The sequence below is a fragment of the Allobosea sp. 2RAB26 genome (assembly GCF_052115465.1).
GTDB lineage: Bacteria > Pseudomonadota > Alphaproteobacteria > Rhizobiales > Beijerinckiaceae > Allobosea.
Map to the genome: position 1 here is coordinate 74261 of NZ_JBFRGS010000020.1, position 17258 is coordinate 91518.

17 protein-coding genes are annotated in these 17258 nt (G+C 67.1%); 6 read left to right on the forward strand and 11 right to left on the reverse strand.

From position 1 onward, the window contains the following. The first annotated feature begins 136 nt into the window (after window positions 1-136). Entirely contained in the window at window positions 137-367 is a 231-nt protein-coding gene (locus AB4118_RS28650; RefSeq protein ID WP_441492946.1) for a hypothetical protein, read from the forward strand. Window positions 368-423: 56 nt separating this feature from the next. Continuing rightward, window positions 424-1344: a cation diffusion facilitator family transporter gene (locus AB4118_RS28655; RefSeq protein WP_441492947.1), complete on the forward strand. Its 921-nt coding sequence runs from the start codon at window positions 424-426 to the stop codon at window positions 1342-1344. A 54-nt stretch (window positions 1345-1398) separates the two neighbouring features. Here the strand turns inward: AB4118_RS28655 and AB4118_RS28660 are convergent, their stop codons facing one another. Then, on the reverse strand, window positions 1399-1572 hold the full coding sequence (locus AB4118_RS28660; RefSeq protein WP_441492948.1) for a hypothetical protein: 174 nt from the start codon (window positions 1570-1572) through the stop codon (window positions 1399-1401). Between the two features lie 409 nt (window positions 1573-1981). On the opposite strand from AB4118_RS28660, the gene AB4118_RS28665 reads away from it, so the two are divergent. Beyond that, on the forward strand, window positions 1982-2179 hold the full coding sequence (locus AB4118_RS28665; protein ID WP_441492949.1) for a hypothetical protein: 198 nt from the start codon (window positions 1982-1984) through the stop codon (window positions 2177-2179). Window positions 2180-2226: 47 nt separating this feature from the next. On the opposite strand, the gene AB4118_RS28670 is transcribed toward AB4118_RS28665, so the two are convergent. Further along, a complete protein-coding gene (locus AB4118_RS28670; protein ID WP_441492950.1) occupies window positions 2227-2787 on the reverse strand; it encodes an NADPH-dependent FMN reductase in 561 nt (186 codons plus the stop codon). Between the two features lie 88 nt (window positions 2788-2875). On the opposite strand from AB4118_RS28670, the gene AB4118_RS28675 reads away from it, so the two are divergent. Continuing rightward, window positions 2876-3334: a hypothetical protein gene (locus tag AB4118_RS28675; RefSeq protein ID WP_441492951.1), complete on the forward strand. Its 459-nt coding sequence runs from the start codon at window positions 2876-2878 to the stop codon at window positions 3332-3334. Window positions 3335-3479: 145 nt separating this feature from the next. Here the strand turns inward: AB4118_RS28675 and AB4118_RS28680 are convergent, their stop codons facing one another. After that, window positions 3480-4505, reverse strand: coding sequence for an amino acid ABC transporter substrate-binding protein (locus AB4118_RS28680; RefSeq protein ID WP_441492952.1), 1026 nt, complete (start codon window positions 4503-4505; stop codon window positions 3480-3482). Between the two features lie 135 nt (window positions 4506-4640). Then, window positions 4641-5825, reverse strand: a complete 1185-nt coding sequence (metC, locus tag AB4118_RS28685) for a cystathionine beta-lyase (RefSeq protein WP_441492953.1) — start codon at window positions 5823-5825, stop codon at window positions 4641-4643. Between the two features lie 415 nt (window positions 5826-6240). Between metC and AB4118_RS28690 the strand changes: the two genes are divergently transcribed. After that, a complete protein-coding gene (locus tag AB4118_RS28690) occupies window positions 6241-9657 on the forward strand; it encodes an autotransporter outer membrane beta-barrel domain-containing protein (protein WP_441492954.1) in 3417 nt (1138 codons plus the stop codon). Window positions 9658-9765: 108 nt separating this feature from the next. Here AB4118_RS28690 and AB4118_RS28695 read toward each other — a convergent pair whose 3' ends face one another. From AB4118_RS28695 to ehuB, 4 genes are all read right to left on the reverse strand, one after another. Then, the gene (locus AB4118_RS28695; protein WP_441492955.1) at window positions 9766-10917 is read right to left on the reverse strand and encodes an amidohydrolase; all 1152 of its coding nucleotides are present in this window, start codon (window positions 10915-10917) and stop codon (window positions 9766-9768) included. Window positions 10918-11016: 99 nt separating this feature from the next. Then, window positions 11017-11676, reverse strand: coding sequence for an ectoine/hydroxyectoine ABC transporter permease subunit EhuD (gene ehuD / locus AB4118_RS28700; RefSeq protein ID WP_441492956.1), 660 nt, complete (start codon window positions 11674-11676; stop codon window positions 11017-11019). Next, entirely contained in the window at window positions 11666-12325 is a 660-nt protein-coding gene (locus tag AB4118_RS28705; RefSeq protein WP_441492957.1) for an amino acid ABC transporter permease, read from the reverse strand. The genes ehuD and AB4118_RS28705 overlap by 11 nt, the downstream gene beginning before the upstream one ends. Before the next feature lie 28 nt (window positions 12326-12353). Further along, a complete protein-coding gene (gene ehuB, locus AB4118_RS28710; protein ID WP_441492958.1) occupies window positions 12354-13229 on the reverse strand; it encodes an ectoine/hydroxyectoine ABC transporter substrate-binding protein EhuB in 876 nt (291 codons plus the stop codon). A 345-nt stretch (window positions 13230-13574) separates the two neighbouring features. Here ehuB and AB4118_RS28715 point away from each other — a divergent pair, with 345 nt between their 5' ends. After that, window positions 13575-14618, forward strand: coding sequence for an alpha/beta hydrolase family protein (locus AB4118_RS28715; RefSeq protein ID WP_441492959.1), 1044 nt, complete (start codon window positions 13575-13577; stop codon window positions 14616-14618). Here the strand turns inward: AB4118_RS28715 and AB4118_RS28720 are convergent. From AB4118_RS28720 to AB4118_RS28730, 3 genes are all read right to left on the reverse strand, one after another. Continuing rightward, window positions 14608-15687: a helix-turn-helix domain-containing protein gene (locus AB4118_RS28720; protein WP_441492960.1), complete on the reverse strand. Its 1080-nt coding sequence runs from the start codon at window positions 15685-15687 to the stop codon at window positions 14608-14610. The genes AB4118_RS28715 and AB4118_RS28720 overlap by 11 nt on opposite strands. A gap of 219 nt (window positions 15688-15906) precedes the next feature. Beyond that, on the reverse strand, window positions 15907-16782 hold the full coding sequence (locus AB4118_RS28725) for a LysR substrate-binding domain-containing protein (protein WP_441492961.1): 876 nt from the start codon (window positions 16780-16782) through the stop codon (window positions 15907-15909). 104 nt (window positions 16783-16886) lie between these two features. Further along, on the reverse strand, window positions 16887-17258 hold a 372-nt coding region (locus AB4118_RS28730; RefSeq protein WP_441492962.1), incomplete at its 5' end, for an amino acid ABC transporter ATP-binding protein.

Genomic DNA, 17258 nt, shown 5'->3' on the forward strand with positions numbered 1-17258 from the left:
TGGACCGGCCTGGCGTCCGCTCCCGTCCCCTGGCTGGCCTTCGACGCTGCGCGCTTGCGCCCCGCTCCCGGGCGATACGGAACCAGCGCCTCACCCCGGCAGTTCCGTTTCGACACGCAACGGAGGAGTGAGCCCCATGAGACCCGTCGACGTGATCGCAAAATACGCCGGCGTCGAGATCGGCGTGCTGCTCCGTGCGCGTGACAAACATGCCGGCGAAGCCGAGACTGTCTACTGGATGGATTATCCATCGATCGAACACGCCCTGGAGGCCGTCGCAGAGGACCTGTTCGAAGGACGGGTGGAACAGATCACCGCCGATGGCCAGCCGCTGACCCAGGAAGAAGTGAGTACATTGACCCATTAGGGCGGCGCCGGGCGAGCCCTTCGCGGCGCTGACCGAACCAGGCGGGAATCACCGGCATGGCAGCGCATACCGGCTCGCACAGGGTGATCTACGCCGCCCTCGCTGGAAATCTGCTGATCGCCGTGACGAAGTTCGGGGCGGCCGCCTATACCGGCAGCTCGGCGATGCTGTCCGAGGGCATTCATTCCCTGGTCGACACCGGCAATGGCCTGCTCCTGCTCTATGGCCTGAGGCGCGCGGCGCGCCCGCCTGACGCCTTGCATCAGCTCGGCCACGGTCGCGAACTTTATTTCTGGAGCTTCATCGTCGCCCTGATGGTCTTTGCCGTCGGGGCCGGCGTGTCCTTCTACGAGGGTGTTCTTCACATCCTCGAGCCCCACCACGCGACAAATCTCCTGGTGAACTACGTCGTGCTCGGGCTGTCGCTCGTCTTCGAGGGCTATACCTGGCGCGTCGCACTCAAGGAATTCCGCAAGACCAAAGGCAGGCTCGGCTACCTCGACGCTGTCCGTCAGAGCAAGGATCCGACCGTCTTCTCCGTTCTCTTCGAGGATTCCGCGGCCTTGATCGGCCTTGCCATCGCATTCGTCGGCATCACGGCGGCCGCATGGTTCGATCAGCCGATCCTGGATGGCGTCGCCTCGCTCGGCATCGCCGCCGTTCTGGGAACCACCGCCATCTTTCTCGCCCGTGAAAGCAAGGCGCTGCTGCTCGGCGAGGCCGCCATTCCGGAGGTTCAGCGCGCCATCCTGGAGATCGTCCGTGCCGACGAAGAGGTCAGGACGGTCAATGGCATGACGACGGTCCATCTCGGTCCCAACGAGATCGTTGTCGCGCTGAGCCTCGAGTTCGAGGATGATCTGACCACGAGCGGGATCGAGGCGAGCGTCGAACGGATCGAAAGACAAATCCGGGCGACCGAACCCGCCGTGACCTCGGTCTTCATCAAGCCCAAGGCCGCAGCCAGGCGGGTCTGAAGCGCCACTGCGAAACTGGATCGCACCAGCGCGTTCCCCGGACGCGCCAGCCCGTCAGTGCTGCTGCGAGGCAGGCGGCCCATAGCGCAGCACGGCTGCCTTGAGCCTGCGCAATTCTATCGTTCTGATCGGGCTTGGTGGCTTGCTTTCAAGCTGTCCGATCCGCTCGCAGATCAAGCGGAACTCGCGATCGGTCCGGATGGCGAGCAAGACAGGAATCTCGGGCATAGGCGAGGCCTCCGGCGTGGCTGCATCCCCAAAACGAGGGCAGTGTGCAGCCATCGATCCCTTCCTGGCAACCCTTCGAAATTGCCTGCCGGAACAGCACGGGGCGCGGCTCGTCCGAGAGCGCGGGGCGCCATTCCGGCTTCGCTGGGGATGCTGCAAGGGGGCTTCCCAGGCAACCACCTGGATTGGCTCCCGGGAAGGCCGGTGCCGTGGCAGCGAGAGGGCCGAAAGGGCAGGGAACATGCGCGCCGCCCAATCGTTGAATCCAGGTTGTTCCGTTGATCCAGATCGTTGCGTTGCGGTGTCGAAGATGGGTGTTCTGCCGAAAGCGTATCATCCGAGATGGCGGCCCAGCTGGTCTTTCGGTCGCAAGGCGATCCTGCCGGCACGCCCGCGCTCGATCGCGGCCATGCCGACCGAACTCTATCGCGAGCCCTGCGAGGACGGTGACGGCAACCGCTACACGGTGATTGTCTGGCGTCTTTACCCGGGCCTGAGCAGCACCTCCTATACGCTCGATACCGGCGCCCTGGTGAACTATGTCGACGGGCGCAGTTTCGAGATCGCCAGGACAGGGGTGATTATCACCCGGCTGGATTGCCTGTAGGCTCGGGATGCGTGACGGTCCCGCGCGGGGGCCGCCGCCGGGGGCGTTCAGCCAGCCTGTGACGCCACGAAGGTAGAAAAGCCGGCCAGAAATCCGCGCAAGCGATCCCGGGTGGCGGGGTCGCTCAGTTCACCCGCTTCATCGAACAGATTCTGCGCGCGCGAGACCAGCATGCGCCCCTCGAACCAGGGACGGGTGCCGAGCGTCCGCAGCACCGGCAGCCAGGCCTCCTGCGCGAGCACGGTGCCGAAACCACCCATCGAGGCTCCCAGAAACGCGACGGGGCGGCCACCAAAGAGCGGGCCGATATCGCTCGCCGGGCGCGATAGCCAGTCGATCGCGTTCTTCAGCACGCCGGGGATCGAGTTGTTGTATTCCGGCGTGAACAGGATCAGCCCGTCAGCCTGGGCGAGTTGCCGCTTCAGGACCTGAACGGCGGGCGGAATGCCGGTCTCGGCCTCGTCATCGGCGTTGTAGAGCGGGATACCGGCAATGGTGCCCTCGACCAGCTCCGCCCCGTCAGGCATCGACGCCCGGGCCGCCCGCAGCAAGGCGCTGTTGTACGAGCCGCGTCGCAGGCTCCCTGAAACCCCGAGAATGCTGACCATTGCCTGTTTCCCTTGGCTTGTGCGGCGGCGGATATCCGAAGCGCCGGGAATACCGGTTGCCGGCACCGGCGGCCAGCATGGCAGCTTCATGGCCCGCCAGCTGAATGTCGATCTCTCCCGGTCGGCCGGTCGTCACATGCGGCGCGATCGGGGCGTTCGTCCAGGCCTATGCGCCAGCTACCCCAAATCGAAGCTCTATCTCGATTTGCCCGATGCCTGCCTCTACCGCGTCGAGGTCGAGGCCCTGCAGATCAATGGCGGCCCGGCCCAGAACGCCAATGAAGTGACGGCAGCCGCCTTGAAGACGGAGCTTTCCGGGGCGGAAGCATTGATGTCGCGCGCCGCAGACGAGATCGATCGCCTGAACGGCTCGGCCGCCGACCTCGCCGCTCTCGTTGCGCTTGCGGGAAACGGCCCCGGCCAGTGGCGCGTCAGCGGCCTCGATCCGGACGGGATCGAACTGTCGACCAGCAGGGAGACCATTCGGCATTGGTTTGGCCGCAGGGTCACAAATCTCGAAGAGCTGGCCGAGCAGTTGCCGCGCTGAACCCCATTCCGCGCGCTGTCGCAGAGGGTCAGGCGCGCAAGCGGCAGGACCGCCTCGTCTGCCGGCGCAGGTCCGAGGCGGCTCGCTCTTTGCGCCGTGTGATTGGCTTATCATCACGCCGCTGCGGGCGGCGTGACGCCTGCGCTCAGCGGAAGGGCGGGCTGTATTGCAGGCCGCCCTTGGTCCAGAGCGCATTGGGCCCGCGCTGCAGCTTCATCGGCGAGTTCAGGCCGAGATGGCGCTCGAAACTCTCGCCGTAATTGCCGACGGCCGAGACGACGCGCACCACCCAGTCGTTGCTGACGCCGAGCGCCTCGCCATATTTGCCGTCGCGGCCGAGGAAGCGCCGGATCTCGGGATTGGTCGCGTTCGCGGCGAGCTCCCTGGCATTGGCCTTGGTGACGCCGAGCTCTTCGGCGTTGATCAGGGCAAACAGCGTCCAGCGCACCAGGTTGAACCAGGCATCGTCGCCGCTGCGCACCCAGGGACCGAGCGGCTCCTTCGAGATGATTTCCGGCAGCACGGCATGCTCGTCGGGATTGCGGAACTTGAGGAGATTGGCCGAGAGCGCCGAGACATCGGTGGTGTAGGCGTCGCAGCGTCCGGATTCATAGGCCTTCAGCGCCTCTTCGGGGGTGCCGAAGGCGGCGACCTCGTATTTCATCCCGGTGCGCCGGAAGAAGTCGGCGAGGTTGAGCTCGCTGGTCGTGCCCTGCGCCACGCAGATCGAGGCGCCGTCGAGCTTGGTCGCGCTGGTCACGCCCAGGCTCTTGTGGACCAGGAAGCCCTGGCCGTCATAATAATTCACAGCCGTGAAGGTGACGCCCTGGCCGGAATTGCGCGCGAGCGTCCAGGTCGTGGTGCGCGGCAGGACGTCGATCTCGCCGGCCTGGAGCGCGATCAGGCGGTCCTTCGAACTCAACGGCACGAAGCCGGCCTTCTCGGAATCGTCGAAGACCGCCACGGCGAGCGCGCGACAGATGTCGATATCGAAACCCTGCCAGCGCCCGGCTGCATCCTGCGTCGAGAAGCCGGGAACGCCGTTGCTCGTGCCGCAGATGATCCTGCCGCGATCGCGAATGGTCTTGAGCGTGTCCGCCGCCTGGGCGGAGGCCGCAGCACAGGTCGCGACCAGGGCGGCGGCCGCAAGCCGGATGAATGGGCGTGTCATTGAAGCTTCCCTCTCTGTTTGTTTGTTCTTGCTGTTCTTCTTGCTGTTCTTTGTGCTGGCTGGTTCTGGGCAAAGTTCTCCCTGGCGGCGGAAGCCTGCTCCCGCCGCGTCGGTCTTCGGTCCGGAACTTTTGTCTCAGGCGACCCTGGCGGCCGGCCCGCGTTCGAGCGCGACGAGCAGCGCGTCGAGGTCGTTCCAGAGGTCGTCGGGATCCTCGATGCCGATGCTGATGCGCAGCACGGTGCCCTCCGCCGTCCAGGGGCTGACGGTACGGTCACCCTTGACCGCCATCGGCGCGATCAGGCTGCGCGTGCCGCCCCAGGAGGCGCCGATCGCGAAAATCTTGAGCGCGGTCAGCGCCGCTTCGAGATCCGCCTCGGCAACGGGTTTGAGGACGACGCTGAAGACGCCCGATGAACGGCCCATGTCGCGCTTCCAGAAGGCATGGCCGGGGCAGGAGGGCAGGGCCGGGTGCAGCACCGTCTCGACCGCCGGCGAATGCGTCAGCCGCCGGGCGAAATCCTCCGAGATCTTGCCGATATGGGCGAGCCGCAGGCCCATGGTCTCGATGCCGCGCAGCGCGAGCTGGCATTCATCCGGCGAGACGCCGACGCCGAAGGCGCGCAGCGTCTCCTTCATCTTCTCGCGCAGCGCCATGTCGGAGACGGTGACGGAGCCGAGCAGCAGGTCGGAATGGCCGCCGACATATTTGGTCAGCGCCTCGCAGGCGAAATCGGCGCCATGGGCCAGCGGCTTGAAGAGCAGCGGCGTCGCCCAGGTGTTGTCGCAGCCGACGAGCACGCCCTTGGCCTTGGCCGCCTTGACGATGGCGGGAACGTCCTGGACCTCCATCGTGCCGGAGCCGGGCGACTCGACCCAGACCAGCCTGGTGGCGTCGTCGATCAGGGCGGCGATGCCGGCGCCGATCAGCGGGTCGTAGACGCCGTAGTCGATGCCGCGCGGCTTCAGGTATTCCTCGCAGAAGCTGCGCACCGGCGGGTAGACATGGTCGGGGATCAGCACCTTGTCGCCGGGCATGAGCACCGAGAGCATGACGATGGTGACCGCAGCCTGACCCGAAGGCACCAGCACGGTGCGCACCCCGCCATGCAGCGCGGTGAGCTGCGCTTCCAGCGTGCGCGTCGTCGGCGTGCCGTGCAGCCCGTAGGTATAGCCGTCGAAGCCGCGATATTTGCGGGCGGCGAAGCTCGCGGCATCCTTGTAGACGATGGTCGAGGCGCGATGCGTCGGCACGGCGAGGCTGGCATAGCCCTCCTCGTTGACGGCCGGGTGGTGAACGCAGCGGGTGAGGTCGTGCATGGCTTGATCCCTTTCGAGGGACAAGCTGTAGGCGCTCGGCAAGGCGCGACAATCAGCCTGGAGGCATGAGATCATGCCGGCCGCTTATGGTTCGTCCAGTCTGGGTCAGCGCCGCCTCTGCCCAAGTCCCCGCCCTCTTCCCGCATTCGCGTTGTCGTCTCCGCGTTCGGCCGGTGGCAGGTTGCGCCGATGCCACAGCCGAGCCGGGCGTTCAGCGATGCGACCATCCCGGCTTGATGACGTTGGGTAAGTTTCCTACCCGTCGAGGGATGGAGATTCGCGTGCGTGGCAAAGATGGCCGGGGCGCGCGTGTCCACTTCATCATTGCTACCGCCGGGACAGGCGGTTCCCGCGATTTCTGATCGACGCTGCCGTTTGGGCGCCCGTACGGGACGCGGAGACTGAGGATATGCCGATGCCTATGCCGACCCCGCACCTTTCCGCCGCAGGCAAGCGGAAGGAGTGCGCCTACCATAATTGGCCACAGCGGGTCTCCGTCCTCCTCTCCGGAGCGGCGCTTTTGACCCTGCTGGCGGCCAGCCCGGCTCTGGCGGGGGGCGGCGCGGGCGGCAACGGGACCGCCGGAACCGGCGGCGCGGGCGGCACGGATAATCCGACGGGGGCCGGAACTGCAGGTGGCGGCAGCAGCGTCGCCGGCACGGGAACCGTGAGCGGTGGTGGCGGCGCAGGCGGCGGTGCCGGCACGACAGGTGGGGCAGGAGGCAAGGGCGCCTCGAATCTCACCGGAGCTGGCGGCGCTGGAGGAGCGGCGCCGGGAGCGGATGGCGGAAATGGCTCAAATGGGGGGACGTTTGGCGCAGGCGGTGGCGGGGGCGGTGCTCATGGCTATGTCGGCGGCGTGCTTCCTGCGGCCGACACGACTGGCGGCAAAGGGGGAAGAGGCGGTGACTCGACCGGCGGCGGCGGTGGCGGTGGAGCAGGTGGCTTCGGTGCCGTCGTCACAGGCAACGGACTGACAGGCGTCCTTGGCAACAGTGCAGGTGGCAATGGCGGCGACGGCGGCACCGGCAGTTCTGGCAAAGGAAGCGGTGGCAGCGGAGGCATCGGAATCCAGTTCACTGGCGCCGCGAGCCAGGTCACGCTCAGTGGAACGGCCAGAGGAGGGAAGGGCGGCAGCCTGGCGAGCGGTGCCGGCGGCGTCGCGGGGGACGGCGGAATTGGCGTCGTCCTCGGTTCGGGCAATGAATTGACCGTTAGCGGTTCGGTGATCGGCGGGAACGGTGGGACATTGGGCACTGGTACCCCCGCCGCAACCGGTGGTGCCGGCGGGATCGGCATCACAGGCTCCAACGCGCGGCTCATTATTACGTCTGCTGGCTCGGTCACCGGCGGCACGGGCGGCAGCGGCGTACAGGCCAACGCCATCACCTTGTCCGGTGGCACCAACAGCCTGGAGCTTCAGGGGCCCGCCTCCGCGATCAGCGGTACTGTCCAGGGCGGCAGCGGAAACGACACTCTGATCCTGGGGGGCACCAGCACCGCCACGACATTCGACATGTCGACGGTCGGAGCGAGCGCTCAGTTCCGGAGCTTCGAATCCTTCTCCAAGACGGGCCCCGGCACCTGGACGCTGACGGGCACGACGACCGAGGCGACACCCTGGACTGTCTCCGGTGGAACCCTCTCGATTGCGTCCGACGGGGCTTTGGGGACTCCTGCAAGCCCGCTGAGCCTCGCAGGGGGGACGCTGGCGACCACCGCCGATGTCTCGACGGCGCGGCTCATCTTCCTCGGAACCGGCGGAGGCACCCTCTCGCCGGAAGCCGGCACGACGCTCACCTTGTTCGGCCTCGTCACGGGCGTCAACGGGCTCACCAAGGATGGCGGCGGCGTGCTGAACGTGGTCGGCACGATCAGCATCGGCGGTACGACAACCGTGAACGGCGGCACCTTGCTGGCTGGCAGGGCGGGCGCCTTCAGCGCCACGAGCGCCACGACGATCAACGCCGGCGGCACGCTCGATCTCGGCGGCTTCGCCCAGATGATCAACAGCGTCACGCTCGCCGGCGGCACCTTGACCAATGGCGCCCTGACCGGGGCGGTCTCATCTTCGGGCGGCTCCATCAGCGCTCTCGGGGGCACCGCCTCAGTGACCGTGCTGTCGGGCAGAACGACTGTCACCGGCAGCAACGGCTATACCGGCGCGACGACCGTGACCGGCGGCTCGCTCATCGTGAACGGCTCGATCGCGGCATCCTCCAGCGTGACCATTGCAGCCGGCGCGTTGCTCGGCGGCTCGGGCCAGCTGCCGACGACGCAGGTCAGCGGCACGCTGTCTCCCGGCAACTCGCCGGGGACGCTGACGGTCAACGGCGATCTGACGTTCAATCCCGGCTCGACCTATATCGCCGAGGTGCAGGGTGCGGTCGCCGACCGCATCAGCGTCACCGGCACGGCTGCGCTCGCCGGCACGCTCAGGATCGTGCCGCTCGGCGGCGCCTATAGCTTCGACAGCCCCTACACGCTGCTCTCGGCGGCGGGCGGCCGGACCGGCAGCTTCAGCCCGGTCGATACCACCGGCAGCTTCGGCGACGGCGTCACCACGGCCGTGAGCTACACCGCCAACGACGTCCGGTTCACCCTGACCCCCAATCCGCTGGCTCCGATCGTCGCGCCTCCGGCAGGGCCCTCGCGGCTCGGCATCGCGGCCCCGACTAACGCCTTCGCGATCGCGTCCGCCATCGATGGCGCGGTCGCCAATGGCGCCAACCCGTCCTCGCTGTTCGGGGTATACAACCAGACCGCCGCCGCCATCCCCGCCGCGGTCAACAGCCTGTCCGGCGAAATCCATACGGCGCCTTCGGCCATGGCGAATGTCGCCTCCGACCAGTTCCTGCGTGCCATGCTCGACCCCACGGCTGCCGGGCGGCTCGCCAACGCAGGCGCAGCCGGGCCCGGTACCGCCATGTTCTCCGGGCTCAACCGCAAGGGCGCCGACGTTTCGGCGGCCCCGTCGCGGCTGGACATGCCGCTCTATTCCGTCTGGGGCGCAGGCTTCGGCTCCTATGGCCGCACGGACGGCAGCGCCGCCGCCGGCTCGGCGCGCCGGCAGGTCGACGACGCCCATCTGGCGACAGGTATCGATATCCGGCCGATGCCGGGCACCGTCGCCGGTCTTGCGGTCTCCGGCGGCAGGTCGCGCGCCTCGCTACCGGGCCTGCTCGGTAATATCGATGCGGATGTCTTCCAGGCCGGTCTCTACGGCGTGACTCAGCTCGGCCTGGTCAAGCTCGGCGCTGCCGCAAGCTATGCCCGGCTCGACAATGACGTCAGCCGCAGCATCCCCGCGCTCGGCAGTGCCCTGTCCTCCTCCTACGCGACCACCGCCTGGAGCGGGCGCCTGCAGGCGAGTGCCAGCGTGCTGAGCTGGAACGGATTCTCACTGTCGCCGCTGGCGGCCCTCCAGGCGACACGGGCACACAGCCCGGCCGTCATCGAGGGGAACTGGGCCGGCGCCAATGCCGGCGCGCTGGCACTAGGCAAGCGCAACGATGTCACGAGCCGCAGCGAAGCTGGCGTGCAGCTCGATGCCGACACGGTCCTTGGCGGGGTTCCGGTGACGGGCTATATCCGCGCGGCCTGGGCGCATTATTTTCAGCGCGATGCCGATCTGACCGCGAGCCTGCTGGGCTTGCCGGGCGCGAGCTTCGCCGCCACAGGCGCGCAGGCCGAGCGCAACAGCGCCCTCGTCGCGGCCGGCATCACCGCCAGGATCAGCGAGCGCGTCTCGCTCGGCCTCAATCTCGATGGCGAACTCTCGGGAAACAGCCGTCGGCTGGGAGGCTCCGCTCAGCTCAGGGTCAGCTTCTGACGAAGGCTCTTGCGCGCGGTCGACGCTGTGCCCACGGCGCGCAAATCCCCCGGCGACACGGCCTCGGTGCCGCCGGTGAGGGACAAGGCGCTCGGTAACCCTTCTGGCTCACGCGGCATCCGCGAGCGCGCGCCTGGCGACCTCGCTCATCCAGCCGACGCAGACCGGCAGGATCGCGTCGTTGAAATCGTAGCGGGCATTGTGGAGCTCGCCCTCCGGACCGGCCGGGCCGTTGCCGATCCAGACATAGGCGCCCGGCCGCTCCTTGATCAGGAAGGAGAAATCGTCGCCGGTGGTGCTCGGCCGCACGTCGCGCCGGACCGGCGCCCCGATCGCCTGTCCCGCCTGCACCGAGAGCGCGGCTTCCGCCGGAGTGTTGATGATCGGCCTGCCGGTCGACAGGATCTCGACATCGGCCTGCATGCCATAGGCCTCGCAGATGCCGGCGATGATGCTCTCCATCCGCTTGATCACCGCCTCGCGCACCTCGGGCCGGTAGGTCCGCAAGGTGCCGAGCAGCGTCACGCTTTCCGGGATCTGGTTGCTGACGACGCCGCCGCTGATCTGGCCGATCGAGAGCACGACCGCGTCGACCGGATCGACATTGCGCGCGACGATGGTCTGGAGCGCGACGATCAGGTGCCCGGCGGCGACGATCGGGTCGCGGGTCTGGTGCGGGATCGCGGCATGGCCGGCAAGCCCGTGCAGGGTGACGCTCCAGCGCCCGCCTGCCGCCATGACCGGCCCGTCATGCACCGCAATGGTGCCGGCCTCGAGCCCCGGCCAGTTATGGAAGGAGAAGACGCGCTCCATCGGAAAGCGTTCGAACAGCCCGTCCTGGATCATCGCCTTGGCGCCGACGCCGTTTTCCTCGGCCGGCTGGAAGATGAACTGGACCTGGCCCTTCCAGCTTTCGTCGGCGGCAAGCATAGCGGCCGTGCCGAGCAGGGCGACCGTATGGCCGTCATGGCCGCAGGCATGCATCGCGCCCGGAACCTGCGAGGCGTAGGGCGCCGTGCTCAGCTCCTGGATCGGCAGCGCATCCATATCGGCGCGTAAGCCGACGGTCCGGTTCGAGCCCGGCCGGGACAATGTCGCGACGACACCGGTGCCGCCGACGCCCGCGACGAAGGGAATGCCCAGTTCGGTGAGTTTCTCCAGCACGAAGCGGGACGTGGCATGCTCGTGCTCGGACAGTTCGGGCTGCGCATGCAGCTGGCGGCGCCATTGCGTGAGCTGGTCGAGAAAGGCCTGGTCCATGATCGGTCTCGGATGATGCGGGTTGCGGCGATGCCCGGGCAGGATTCAGCGCCCGGCCAGGATTCAATGCTCGGGCAGGATTCTTGGCCTGGACGGAACTCAGCGCTGGGCCGAGAGCGCGAGACGCGCCTCGAATTTGCGGATGAGGAAGGAGAGCGTGACGGCGATAGCGAGGAAGAGCGCGCCGACGACAGCCATCGGTTCGCCGTAGCGGAAGGTGTCGGACGCGATGTCGAGGGCCGAACCGAAGGATTCCGGCACGGCGATGACCGCGAGATAGGGCGTCGATTTAAAGATCGAGATGAAGTAATTGCCCATCGGCGCGGCGATGTTGCGCAGCATCTGGGGCGCGATCACCAGCAGCACGGTCTTCAGCCGGTTGAGCCCGAGCGCCTTGGCGGCCTCGAACTGCCCCTTGGGAATCCCGTCGATCCCGGCCTTGAACACCTCGGCGAGATAGCCGCAGTAATACAGGCTGAGCGCGGCGACGCCGACGACCAGCGCCGGCAGCTTGATGCCGTAGACCGGCAGCACATAGTAGAGGAAGTAGAGCTGCACCAGCACCGGCGTGGAGCGGATGAAGTCGATGACGAAGCGCATCGCGTAGCGCATCGGTTTGCTGGAGCGGCGGGTGATTTCCAGCCCGAAGCCGAGCAGGGCGGCAAACACGCAGCTCAGCACCGTGACCGCGAGCGTCGTGATCAGCGCACGCGCGATCGGCGGCACGATCGAGAGGGCGAAGGCGGGATCAAACGTCATGGGCGAATTTCCGCCCGGCGCCGACCTTGCGCTCGAGCCAGCGCCCGACGATCGTCGCGGGATAGCAGAGCACGAAATAGGCGACGAGAAGGCCGGTATAGACCTTCACCGGGTCGTAATGGAGCTGCGAGATTTCCTTGGCCCGGAAGGTCATGTCGCTGAGCGTGATCAGCGAGACCAGCGCCGTGCTCTTCACCAGCTGGATGAACTGGTTGACGAAGGTCGGCATCATCGCCAGCAGCGCCTGCGGCAGCTCGATCAAGAGCAGGATCTGCCAGCGCCGGAAGCCGAGCGAGCGTCCGGCCTCGGCCTGGCCGCGGTCGAGCGACTGCAGGGCGGCGCGCACCGCCTGACTGCCATAGCCGCCGATATTGAGGCCGAGCACCAGCCCCCCGACCGCGAGGCCGGAAAGCCGGATGCCGAAGCCCGGCAGCGTGTAGTAGAACGCGTAGAGCAGAATGATCACCGGCGACGAGCGCCAGAACTCGATCACCGCGGTGACGGCGGCATGGGGCCAGCCGCGCGTGCTGAACTGCAGCACGCCGGCGATGAAGGCGAAGGGCACGGCATAGGCCATGCCGAGCAGCGTCACCGAGGCGGTGACGCCAAAGCCCTGGTAGATCCCGGCAAGGACGTCGGCGAAGCTCATGATCGGGCCAACGCTTTCGTGCCGGCGCTCACGGCTTTGCCGCGCAGAGATCGGCGGTCGAGGCCTCCGGCGGCATCTCGGCATCGGTGAAGCCGTATTTCGCCATGATCGCCTTCAGCGTCCCGTCGGTCTTCAGCGTGGCGAGCCGGGCGTTGTAGAGGGCCTGCAGGTCCTTGTCCTTCGGCGCGAAGACGACGGCGGTCGCCATCGTGTATTCCTGCCCGCCCGGCTTGACGTAGCCCTTGAAGGGCAGGGCGCGCTCGATGGCGTTCATGCCACCGGCCTCCATCAGCCCGGCGACGCTCGGCGCCGACAGGGTGGCGGCATCGACGCGCCCGGCCAGCATGGCGCTGACCACGGCCTCGTTGTTCGGAAAGAGCAGCAGCCGGTCTTCGGGGACGCCGGCGGCCAACGCGTTCTTCGCATTCTCCGTGCCGCGCCCGCCGCCGAGCTTGACGTTCGGGTTCTTCACGATGTCCTCGTAGCTGTGCAGCTTGAGCGGGTTGCCCTTGAGCACGAGCAGGCCGTCGCCGGCCGAGAGGTCGGGCTCGCTGAACAGCACCTGCTGGCAGCGCGCCGGGGTGATCGCGACGCCCGACGCGATGATGTCGAAGCGGCTGGCGAGCAGGCCGGGGATCAGCGCGCCGAAATCGGCAACGGTGAACTCGATCGCCTTGACGCCGAGCGGGGCAAGCGCGGCGCGCACGAGGTCGGGGTGATAGCCGACGACATTGCCGTCCTTGTCACGATAGCCCCAGGGTGAGCGGTTATGGATGCCGATGGTGATGGTCTTGCCCGAGAGGGTCTTGAGATCCGGCTGCTGGGCCTGAGCGGTCCAGCCGCTCAACGCAGCCAGTCCGAGGGCGGCGACACCGAGCGCCAGGCGCCGGGAAAGAAAGCTCATCGGTAAATCCCCTGTCATTGGCTGAGGCTGCGCCACGCTCTGCGGCCGTTTGCAGCGCGGCCCCGGTCATCCCTGCAGGCCAAGCCTGCTGCGAGGCACGATAGCGGCGGGTCGGTTCGCGACAATCAGGCTGGGGAAATAGCTTGATGCCTAAATCTTATACCTGCTGGTCCATTCCAGCCGGGCCGTATCCGCGAGCGCGCCCGCTGTCCTCGTTGCTCCGCGCGCAGGCGAGAGGCGGGGCGAAGCCGGAACCTGGCGGAAAGCGGCGTTCTCGATCGCGTTCGAGGTCTCCGGGGAGCCGATTGTGAATCATGAAGGCCACTCATTCCAACGAGGGCTGCCATGTCTCAACGCTCACTCCTTCAACGCTCACTCCTGATGGCCGGGGCATGGCTGCTGACCACGGTCCTTGCCCATTCCGCCGACGCCATTGGGTTCCGGCAGACGACGCTCGACATGGCGGGAAAGCGGCCGCTTCAGGTCAGCCTCTGGTATCCGACGAAACAGGAGGCCAGGACCGAGATCGTCGGAGACAATCCCGCCTTCCATGGGGTTCCCGTCATTCGCGGTGCCGCGCCGCTCTCGGGTCATCTGCCGCTTGTCGTCCTGTCGCATGGCTATGGCGGGAGCTGGCGCAATCTCGCCTGGCTTGCTGCGGAGCTGGCCGCACGCGGCAGCATCGTCGCGGCTCCGGACCATCCGGGCACGACGACATTCGACATGCCGCCCGCGCAGGCGGCGATGCTGTGGGAGCGCCCGCGTGATCTGAGCCGGGTCATCGACGCCGTGGAGCGCGATTCAACGCTCGCGGGCAAGGTCGATATCAGCCGGGTCGCCGCGATCGGCCACTCCCTGGGAGGCTGGACGGTTGCGGAGCTGGCCGGGGCACGCTTCGACACGAAACGGTTCGAGACCGATTGCAAGGCCAATACCAGCCCGCGTGTCTGTGTCCTCAGGGGTGAGCTCGGCCTGGACAAGCGCGAACTCGAAGGCAACCTGGCCGACCCGCGCCTCAAGGCGTTCGTGTCCCTCGACCTCGGCCTTGCAAGAGGCTTTACGCCCGAAAGCCTGGCGAGCCTCGACATGCCGGCGCTTGTGATCGGCGCAGGGATCGATATCGACGGGTTACCCGCGAAGTTTGAATCCGGCTATCTCGCGGAGCATCTGCCGAAGCCGTCCGCGACCTCGGTCACCATTCCGGACGCGACGCATTTCGCTTTTGTCGGGCTCTGCAAGCCGGATGCCGTCGCCCTCATCGAAAAGGTCGAGCCCGGCAGCGGCATGATCTGCAGGGATGACGGACCGCGCGGCCGCGACGAGATCCACCGCGAGATCGCCTTTCTCGTGATCGGCTTTCTCGCCAGGTCCATTCCGGTCAGGCCGTAGAACCGCTGGTCTCGCCGGCAGGCGCACCGCCCGCGCGGCGATACTCGCTCGGGGTCGTGCCGGTCACGCGCGCGAATTCCCGATTGAAATTCGATTTCGTCTGGAAACCGCACTCGAACATCACCCCCGTGACTGGCAGGTCGGTTTCTCCGAGCAAGCGCATGGCTTCGCGAACCCGATATTCATTGACGAGTTGCGGCACATTGCGGCCAAGCGTGCGGTTGATCGCGTTCGACACGGACCTTGAAGGCAGCCCGAGGCGGCGCGCGAGGCGGTTCAGGGTCAGGTCCGGATCGCGATAGATCGTCTTCTGGCGCATCGCGGTCTCGACCATCGCCATGATCCCGACGTCCTCCTCCGTCGGGGAGGCCGACGCCGCCTCGTTCGGCTGATGCTCGGGCTCCACGGTGCGGGCCCGGCCGGATCGATCGAGGGGCTCGTCGTCCGGGACGCTGCGGCCGATCACCGCGATCGCATAGGCGATGACGGGAAGGAGGAGGAGGTTGCCGACTGCCACGATCACGGCCGCGTGGCTGCCCTGATGGGACCCGAAATCCGCGGCGATCAGAAGATCGATGATCCCTGAGCAGATCAGGAGCAGGCCTATGACGGAAACCGCCCTGCGCGCGCCCTGGGCATCGGAGAGACGCACGCTCTCGAACTGATCGGGCCCGGCATGGCCGTGGCGAACCAGGGCCGCGCCATAGCCGAAAAAGAGCAGGGCGAGAATGAGGTCGATCGGCGCCTGCCAGCGCTGCCACAGGCAGGACAGAATGAGGATCGCGACCGGAGCCAGAACATGCGGCCAGGATCGCAGTGCGGGAGGCTGCCGCAGCCTTGCAAAGCAGAGCCAGGCGATGGGCGGCAGCAATGCCGCCATGACGGGCTGCAGGAACCGGACCCAGGGGGCATCGATCGTCCAGCGCAAGCCGACCGTGACCACCAGCAGAATGCAGGTGCCGATGAAGAGAGTGACCGGTTTGAGGAGGGTCCTGTCCTGAAGGAAGACCCGGATGAGCAGGATCGTCAGCAACAGCGCCACCACGAAGGGCAATGGTATCGCAGGCATCCGGTGATCTCTCATCCCTATCGGGTTCAGGCAGGCGATTGACCGGCTTGATGCCGCAATCCCGGCCTCATGTCTCCCAGGCTCAGGTCACGTCGTTCAGAGCATGCTCGATGCGACCCAGAGCATCGGACCGAAAAGTGGAATCCGGTTTTCGGAAAATCCGACGCTTAAACAATGGGCTAGATCGCCCATCTTGCGTCCGAACGGACGCACGGCGAACTAGCGCGAGGCGAGCAGGCAGTCGATGAAATCGCGCACCAGCTGCGATTTCGGCCGGTCGAGCGGCAGGATCAGCAGGCTCTTGCTGTGCACTGCCGGCTCGAACGGCTTCAGCACGATCCGGCTCATATCGGCGCCGGCGACCGCATAGGGGCTGACCAGGCCGATGCCGACCCCTTCGGCGACGAGCGCACAGACGGTCGCGGCATAGATCGTCTCGACCACGACATGCGGGCTGACTTCGGCCTGGTGAAAGACCAGGTCGAGCCGCTGGCGGGTCCGGTCCTCCGGCACATAGGCGACGAAGGGCTGGCGGTGCAGGTCATGCGGCGTGATCAGGTCGCGCTCGGCCAGCGGATGCTCGCGCGGGATCGCGCAGAGCACGCGCGGCGAGACGAAGGGCTGGTGCAGCACGCCGCTGACATCGATCTCGTCGGCGGCGAGCCCGATATCGAACTGGCCGGAGACGACGCCGTCGCGCACGTCGCGCGAGGGCAGCACCATCAGGGTGACGCCGATATCGGGATGGCCCTCGCGGAAGCGCCGGACGGCGCGGGGCACCAGCGACGAGCCGAGCGCCGAGAGCGAGCCGATCCGCAATTGTCCCGAGCCATGGTCGCGGATGCGGGCTGCCGTGGCCCTCAGCGTGTCCATGCCGCGAAACGAGGCCTCGACCTGCGCATAGAACAGCTTGGCCTCGGGCGTCGGGATGATGCGGTTGCGCACCCGGTCGAACAGCAGGAAGCCGACCGAGCGCTCCAGTTCGGCGATGGTGCGGCTGACCGCCGGCTGCGTGATGCCGAGCAACTCGGCTGCGCGCGAGACGGTGCCGGACTTCATCACGGCGGCAAACGTCTCAAGCTGGCGGTGATTCAAGTCATGGCACCTCGGCAGGGGGCCGGCAGATTACACCGGCCGCGCCCCATGGCGAGGCGCGTTCGAACGCGCCGGGCCTCCGGTGGATGCAAGGCTGCGCGCCCTCAATGGAGAATCTGCGACAGGAAGAGCTTGGTGCGTTCGTGCTGCGGGTTCTTGAAGAACGCGTTGGGCTCGTTCATCTCGACGACCTGGCCGGCATCCATGAAGATGACGCGGTCGGCGACCTGGCGGGCAAAGCCCATTTCGTGGGTGACGCAGAGCATGGTCATGCCCTCCTCGGCCAGGCTCACCATGGTGTCGAGCACCTCCTTGACCATCTCGGGATCGAGCGCCGAGGTCGGCTCGTCGAACAGCATGATCTTCGGGCTCATGCAGAGCGAGCGCGCGATCGCGACGCGCTGCTGCTGGCCGCCCGAGAGCTGGCCCGGGTATTTCAGCGCCTGCTCGGGGATCTTCACGCGCTTGAGATAGTG

Bases quoted from the DNA above. Each gene is read 5' to 3' on its own strand.
- AB4118_RS28650 (WP_441492946.1), top strand. From the start codon at position 137: ATGAGACCCGTCGACGTGATCGCAAAATACGCCGGCGTCGAGATCGGC.
- AB4118_RS28655 (WP_441492947.1), top strand. From the start codon at position 424: ATGGCAGCGCATACCGGCTCGCACAGGGTGATCTACGCCGCCCTCGCT.
- AB4118_RS28660 (WP_441492948.1), bottom strand. From the start codon at position 1,572: ATGCCCGAGATTCCTGTCTTGCTCGCCATCCGGACCGATCGCGAGTTC.
- AB4118_RS28665 (WP_441492949.1), top strand. From the start codon at position 1,982: ATGCCGACCGAACTCTATCGCGAGCCCTGCGAGGACGGTGACGGCAAC.
- AB4118_RS28670 (WP_441492950.1), bottom strand. From the start codon at position 2,787: ATGGTCAGCATTCTCGGGGTTTCAGGGAGCCTGCGACGCGGCTCGTAC.
- AB4118_RS28675 (WP_441492951.1), top strand. From the start codon at position 2,876: ATGGCCCGCCAGCTGAATGTCGATCTCTCCCGGTCGGCCGGTCGTCAC.
- AB4118_RS28680 (WP_441492952.1), bottom strand. From the start codon at position 4,505: ATGACACGCCCATTCATCCGGCTTGCGGCCGCCGCCCTGGTCGCGACC.
- metC (WP_441492953.1), bottom strand. From the start codon at position 5,825: ATGCACGACCTCACCCGCTGCGTTCACCACCCGGCCGTCAACGAGGAG.
- AB4118_RS28690 (WP_441492954.1), top strand. From the start codon at position 6,241: ATGCCTATGCCGACCCCGCACCTTTCCGCCGCAGGCAAGCGGAAGGAG.
- AB4118_RS28695 (WP_441492955.1), bottom strand. From the start codon at position 10,917: ATGGACCAGGCCTTTCTCGACCAGCTCACGCAATGGCGCCGCCAGCTG.
- ehuD (WP_441492956.1), bottom strand. From the start codon at position 11,676: ATGACGTTTGATCCCGCCTTCGCCCTCTCGATCGTGCCGCCGATCGCG.
- AB4118_RS28705 (WP_441492957.1), bottom strand. From the start codon at position 12,325: ATGAGCTTCGCCGACGTCCTTGCCGGGATCTACCAGGGCTTTGGCGTC.
- ehuB (WP_441492958.1), bottom strand. From the start codon at position 13,229: ATGAGCTTTCTTTCCCGGCGCCTGGCGCTCGGTGTCGCCGCCCTCGGA.
- AB4118_RS28715 (WP_441492959.1), top strand. From the start codon at position 13,575: ATGTCTCAACGCTCACTCCTTCAACGCTCACTCCTGATGGCCGGGGCA.
- AB4118_RS28720 (WP_441492960.1), bottom strand. From the start codon at position 15,687: ATGCCTGCGATACCATTGCCCTTCGTGGTGGCGCTGTTGCTGACGATC.